This is a genomic window from Roseomonas aerilata DSM 19363, assembly GCF_000711725.1.
GTDB classification, from domain to species: Bacteria; Pseudomonadota; Alphaproteobacteria; order Acetobacterales; family Acetobacteraceae; genus Roseomonas; species Roseomonas aerilata.
In genome coordinates, this window is record NZ_JONP01000100.1 from 1 (window position 1) to 6,160 (window position 6,160).

Annotated in this window: 4 protein-coding genes and 2 pseudogenes; 1 reads left to right on the forward strand and 5 read right to left on the reverse strand. The window is 65.4% G+C overall.

Features of this window, described 5'->3' with window-relative positions; translation table 11 throughout:
- A partial coding sequence (locus tag BO39_RS28795; protein WP_043840246.1) for an IS630 family transposase occupies window positions 1-345 on the forward strand: 345 nt, incomplete at its 5' end.
- Window positions 346-356: 11 nt separating this feature from the next.
- On the opposite strand, the pseudogene BO39_RS28800 reads toward BO39_RS28795, so the two are convergent.
- The 5 genes and pseudogenes from BO39_RS28800 to BO39_RS33850 all read right to left on the reverse strand — a co-directional run.
- Window positions 357-943: pseudogene (locus BO39_RS28800) on the reverse strand (transposase); the annotation flags it as partial.
- A gap of 379 nt (window positions 944-1,322) precedes the next feature.
- A complete protein-coding gene (locus tag BO39_RS28805) occupies window positions 1,323-3,287 on the reverse strand; it encodes a glycosyltransferase (protein ID WP_052403011.1) in 1,965 nt (654 codons plus the stop codon).
- A 23-nt stretch (window positions 3,288-3,310) separates the two neighbouring features.
- Window positions 3,311-4,471, reverse strand: a complete 1,161-nt coding sequence (locus tag BO39_RS28810) for an HlyD family secretion protein (RefSeq protein ID WP_043840248.1) — start codon at window positions 4,469-4,471, stop codon at window positions 3,311-3,313.
- 916 nt (window positions 4,472-5,387) lie between these two features.
- Complete coding sequence (locus BO39_RS28815) at window positions 5,388-5,783, reverse strand: hypothetical protein (protein ID WP_043840250.1); 396 nt, start codon at window positions 5,781-5,783, stop codon at window positions 5,388-5,390.
- Window positions 5,780-6,160 (reverse strand): annotated as a pseudogene (locus tag BO39_RS33850) (recombinase family protein); the annotation flags it as partial. The pseudogene BO39_RS33850 and the gene BO39_RS28815, both read right to left, overlap by 4 nt.

Below are 6,160 nucleotides of genomic sequence, written 5' to 3' on the forward strand. Positions count from 1 at the left end.
GACGGGCCCATGACCGGCGAGGCCTTCCTTGCCTATGTCGGGCAGTTCCTCACGCCCGTCCTGGCCAAGGGCGACGTGGTGGTCCTGGACAACCTTCCCGCACACAAGGTCGCCGGTGTACGCGAGGCGATCCGGGCCACCGGCGCCAGCCTGCTCTACTTGCCGCCCTACAGCCCCGATCTGAACCCCATCGAGCAAGCCTTCGCCAAGCTGAAGGCGCTGCTCCGCAATGCCGCGGCCCGCACCCGAGAGGCCCTCTGGACTACCATCGGGCGCTTACTCGATACCTTCACCCCAGCCGAGTGCAGGAACTACCTCGTTAACTCAGGCTATGCGTTCGAGTGATGTGGAAGTGCTCTAGGCACCACGGGCGTCGCGGCACCGAAAGCCGCGTCATCGAGGACGGCCAGGTACTCTCTCACCGCCCGGTTCGCGGCCTCTGGCGCCTTCCACTCGGCGGCCTCGACGCCCTTCTGACGGCTGGCATCGGCCGCGATGAGGCTGCCATCGACGGCAAAGCCCTCGCCACCGACCAGACCCTCCTGGATGCAGCGCGACAGCACCGCCTCGAACAGCTGGCGCAGAAGGTCGCTGTCGCGGAAGCGGCCGTGCCGGTTCTTGGAGAAGGTGGAGTGGTCGGGCACGCGGCCATTGAGGTCGAGCCGACAGAACCAGCGGTAGGCCAGGTTGAGGTGGACCTCGTCGCACAGACGTCGCTCGGAGCGGATCCCGAGGCAGTAGCCGACGATCAGCATCCGGATCATCAACTCCGGATCGACGGACGGTCGCTCGGTCGAGCTGTAGAATGGCGCCAGCTCCCGCCGGAGACCCGACAGGTCCACAAAGCGGTCGATGATCGAAGAAGATGGCTCGCTGGGACATGATCCTCGAGCGAGAACTCGTAGAGCAGAGCCGCCTGCTCGACTTGCCGCGGTCCCATCATGGTGCCTGGCCCCTGCTACTCAACACAGGGAATCAGCAGAAGCGGCCCCGATCAACCGCCGCGTTTTTCAACGGAATAGGCCGTTAGCTGCCTGTACGCTGCTGGGTGGAGAGCACAAAAGGCCGCCATTCGTCAGGTTCCAGACCACCGGTGGTTCCGACCTAAAGGCGGCTTTCAACCCTGGCAGTTAGCTAATACGTGGGCTGCTTATGCCCGCCCTGACTCACGATCTGCCTGGGTTAGGTCCCTATGATTGAAGCAGCTGTTGAATAGCGACGTGAGGCGGGGTGGACCGGTTCACACAGCCGTTTCTTAGTTTCTATTCCGCTTCGACGTCCCTAGCCTGCAGCATCTTTCTTATCTGGGTCGACGCTGCAGGTTATGTCACTATCCGCCGGACTATGGTCTGCGCCAGCTTGGTCGCGCTCATGTGCGTGACGGAGCGGGCGTAACCTCCGGAGAACAGCTTGCGGGTGATCGCGTCCCGCTGCTCCGGCGAGGCGCCAAATTCGACGTGGATGAGGCTGTCCCCCGTCTTGCGCATGATCCGCGCGGGCACCCAGCCGACACCCTCAATGAGCACGCTGATGCCCCGGTCGCCCGGGAAAGGGAAGGAAGCAATCATCTCGACCCTGGCCCCCGTGATTGAGAGGTCCCGCAGCCGGGCGGCGATCTGCTCGCCCCCGGCCGCTACCAGCGACGGCTCGTCCGCGTCGAACCGCTCCTCGGCCGCGTGCCGCGGGCGCTCGATGCAGATCATGCAGGCTACGAAGAGCGTGACAATGTTGTAAACGCTCCAGAACAGGTTCATCGCCTCGATCTGGGCGGGAGTATCCCCGAGGGGCCCCTGCGTCGCGCTCAGGAAAATGCCGCCAACGGTGAGGACGATTAGGCAGAGGTACCATACAATGATGTTCCACTGCACGACGGTGGAGCCGCGGCTGGTTCCTTTGGCTGTCACCTTGAATTTCTGGTTCTTCGAGCCGAAGAGCCCGATGAAGCTGGCTTTGATCGCCTCGGTGCAAACTAGGAGCGACATGGCCTCGGCCAGCACCGGCACGTTGAGACCGCGGCTGACCCAGCCGAGAAAGATCACGCACCACAGCCAGTAAGGACCGAGATGGCTTAGGATGCTGCCTAGGTCGGATTCGATGACCACCAGCCCGGTCCACCAGTAGAGGATTGGTATGACAAGGCTGAGGATACGGACGAGCGAGCCCACGGTCCAGAACAGCACCGTATCCATCGTGTGCAGCCGCATCATCAGCGGTACCGGGCCAACCGAGAAGGGCCCCCACTTCGTTCGGACGATCTGCATGGTGCCGAGGCACCACCGCCCTCGCTGCGTTAAGTATTCGTGCAAACCCTCGGGCGCGAGCCCGACGCTCAGCGGCTCGTTAAGGTAATGGGTGACGTAGCCGCAGGCGCTGGCCTTGAGCGACAGCAGGAGGTCCTCGGTCACGCTCTCTGTCGGGAAGCCGCCGATCTCCTTGAGGAAGGAGGCCCGCACCAGGGCGGATGTGCCGCAACTGAAGGCTGTCCCGTGCGCGTCCTTCGAGGCGAGGATAACGTCGAAGAAGAAGCGTTGCTCGTCAGGGATGATGCGGGCGCCGCCGAGGTTCAGCTGCACGGGATCGGCGTTGAAGAAGTGCTGCGGCGTCTGGACCACCACGACTTTGGGATCGTGAAGCAGGGCGCAGGCCCGCCAAAGGAACTGCGGGGTGGGCACGAAATCGGCATCCAGGACGGCGATTACGTCGGGCGGCTGGTCCAGCGCGAACAGGTGCCGGAGCGCGCTGTTCATGTTGCCTGCCTTGCCGTGCGAGTTTTCGTGGCGCGTCAGGTAGTTCGCGCCCAGCCGCTCCGCGAGCGCCCGCATGGACGGGCGGCGCTTGTCGTCGAGCACCCAGACCCGGTAGCGGGGGTACTCCTGGTTCAGCGCCCCAATGATGGTGCGATAGAGGATGTCCTCCTTCTCGTTGTAGGTCGGGATGAGCACGTCGATGAGAGGCGCACCGCCCGGGAAGGAGGTGGGCGGATGGTCGGTCGCCTCCTGGCTGCGGTTCACGGTCTTGCTCAGGACGTGGATGAGCAGGAGGCCCGCAATCGAGCTCGTCATCTCGACTGCGTAGAAGGCGTAGGCGATCACGTTGCCTGGCGTGCCCTCCCAGGGCGGGAGGGAACCGGTTGTGCGCCACCACATATAGCGCAGCAGGAGGGCGGCCGTGACCGCCGCCCCGATAAGTCTGGCGCGCCGGTTGTCCGGGTCGATCCACGGCAGCACCAGCGCCGCGGATCCGCCGACGGCGAACATGGGCGCGATGGCCCAGGCCAGTTCGTCCATGCGCGCGGTCCTCCTCCCGGGCGCTAGAAGCTGACCCGACCGGCCCGGCCGGTCTGGCACTCGGCCGCGAAGGAAGGCTCGCTGATCTGCATGACAGCCCGATACTGCCCGCCGTTGCCCGATTGGTTGCTCAGAGGCGCCTGGAGTTCGACGATGCTCCCCTGGTAAGCCTGCCCGCCGCCCGCCGGGACGAAGGTGCCGGTGAGCCCCATGCGGAGCGAGCGGAAGATGCGGTCGCTGACCTCGACCGTCACGAGCGGGCGCGTGCAGTCGATGAGGCTTGCGACCTCCTGGCCCTGCCGCACGAACTCGCCCGACTGCGCCTGAACGCGGATGAGCCGGCTGCGCACGAGCACCTCGAGCTGGGCGTTGCTCCGGAGGGCGATCTGGGAACGCTCCGTCATCAGCTGCCCACGCAGGAAGTCGAGCCGGGCCTGCCGGTCGGCGAACTGGGCGGACAGCTCGCGCTGCTGCTGCCGCATCCGATCGTACTGCTGCTGCGACGCCGACCGGTTCGTGCCCGTCTCGCCCGTGAAGATTCCCTGGGCGGCGGCGTCCAGTTCTACGCGGATGGCTTGCCGCTGGCGGAGCGCAACCTCCAGCTCGCCGCGGGCCACCTCCAGCCCCCGGCGGGCCTGCTCCACCACCGCCACGGTCGCAACGCCCGAGCGCAGAAGCTGCTCGTTCCGGCCGCTGATGCCCTCCGCCTCCCGGAGCCGCGCCTGCGTGTTGCGGATGCGCGCCTCACTCTCGTCCAGCCGTGCGCCGATCTGCTCGATCTTGGCTTTTTGGAACGAGGATGCCTGCGCCAGCGCGTCTGTGGCCTCCTGCTCGGCGTCGGCGATCCGGCGGCGGATCAGGTCGATTTCCTGCTCGGCGGCCGCGACCTGGGCCACGATGTCGTTCACCCGACTGGAGTCCAGCCGCGTGTTGACGATGGTGCCGATCGCGGCACGCTCCTCAAGGATCGTTCCAGGCGGGATGGGGTTCAGGCGCAGTTCGCCGTCGATAGGGGCGCGCAGCGCGAGCGGCGTTCCGCTGAGGACGGCGTTCGTGCTGCCGAGCGCGAAGAACCGGTCCCATACGAAGTAGCCAGCAACCGCCAGGGCAGCGACGGCCAGCGCAACCCTTGAGACCCTCCCCGAAATTCCTCGCTTCTCCTCCGTGAGCTTCGCCGGAGGCACGGGAGGAGGAGGGACCGCGGCGAAGGCGCCGGGATCGGTATCTGTTGGCGCCGTCCGTTCCCCGGGCTCAGGAACCAATCGGATGGAGGGGCTGATTCTCTCTGCTGGTCCCGTTCGGATCACCGGCGCGGAGGTCTCATCGCGAGCCTCCGCGGGAAACTTGCCGTCTGATTGCGCCACGTAAGACAAACTCCAACGAGACAACTTCCAGAAGCTGGTAACGTCAGGCCACCATTTCGAGTTTTCCCCTCAGTGCGCAATTCACGTTTAGGGCAGTATTTCTGCGCTGCTCCTTAGTACAAACGCACGGTTAAATACGCAGGATCTGCACGCTTGAAGTTCAACCGGCGCGGGTAATCAGACTGCCGTTATTCCCTTGCCCGACCAATCAACAATCGCTGGTTGAATAACTCTGTTTCCAAATCTGCTCGCTGGGAATGATGGGAAGGTCCCAAACACTGGCCATGCGGCTGACGTCCTCGACTGAGTTCCTGCTGCCGCAGAACCTCCTCGCGCGAACCGGCGGTGGCAGGTCGACGTCACAGAATGACAGACCTCCTCCTTCGCGGCAGCGGTTTGGGGTCTCGGCGCTGACACAGGTGGCGCCTTCATCCGTCGTGGCGAGCATCGCGCCGACGGTGCCGTTCCGGTCTTATCGTCCGAACAGGTGACCAGTACTACGAAAGGCATGAAGGGACTGGATGCGGGCCCAATCCGCGCCCGTCCGCCGAACGGTACGGCGCGAGGCATGGCTTGCCGGAGAGCCGCGGCGGGCTAGAGGAGCATCGGGCCAGGCAACATCTCTCATGCGTGAATCCGAACGTCCGCTTTGGCGAAGCCGGCCGAGCCACCTGAATGACCTCCACGGGCGCAAAGCGGCCCTGATTGGACAGCCTCGAGGTGTGCGGCGCTCGTTTCAGCTAGGTACGATGCCCTGTTGCTTCCAGCTCAGTGGAAGTGGCTTCAGCAATGACGGCAGGTCGAGCCGTTCGGACATCCGCCCATCGAGCGACGCCTCCACAAGCTTCGGTGCCAACAAGGTCAGCTGCAGCAACCGTCCCATGTAGCCCCGGTCCAGCTTCTCCGCCTCCGCCATCTCGGTGACGGACGCGTACTGCCCCTCGTCGAGTAGCCGCTGGTACCGGAATGCGCGGGCCAGTGCCTTCACCAGCGCAGGATCAGCGCGGGTGGAGATTGAGGCTGCCGGGGCGGCTCCAATTCCCCTCCCCTCCGGTGTCACCACTGTCTTCCGCCCTGGCCGGCGTCGTATCGCCAGCGGCACCTGGATCGTAAGGCTCGCCGGAGTGCTCATTCTGCTGCCTCCATCTCGGCTGCGGTGCCTGCCCCAAGATCCCGCCCGAGGCTAGCTAGCCCTTCCACTCGAAGCCGGATGTCCGCGCCCGTGCTGGACACAGTGACCCGCTCCACCAGCAGCCGCACGATCCTGGCTTGCTCGGCCGGGAACAGCTCGTCCCAGAGCGGCTCGAGCTGGTGCAGGGCGTCGCGTGTCTCTGCCTCGGTCAGGTCCGGGTCGCTGGCCCGTGCCGCCGCCCAGGTGCCGACGATGATCTCCGGCTGGCGCAGTAGGGCCCGTACCTGCCCCACCACCGCCGCCTCGATCTCCGCCGCCGAGATGCGCCGGACCAGGGTGGGATCGGCACCGTCCGGCTGGTCTATGCCCTTCAGCGC

What these genes read in the sequence shown, in the direction of transcription:
- BO39_RS28805 (WP_052403011.1), bottom strand. Translation starts at nt 3,287, where the DNA reads ATGGACGAACTGGCCTGGGCCATCGCGCCCATGTTCGCCGTCGGCGGA.
- BO39_RS28815 (WP_043840250.1), bottom strand. Translation starts at nt 5,783, where the DNA reads ATGAGCACTCCGGCGAGCCTTACGATCCAGGTGCCGCTGGCGATACGA.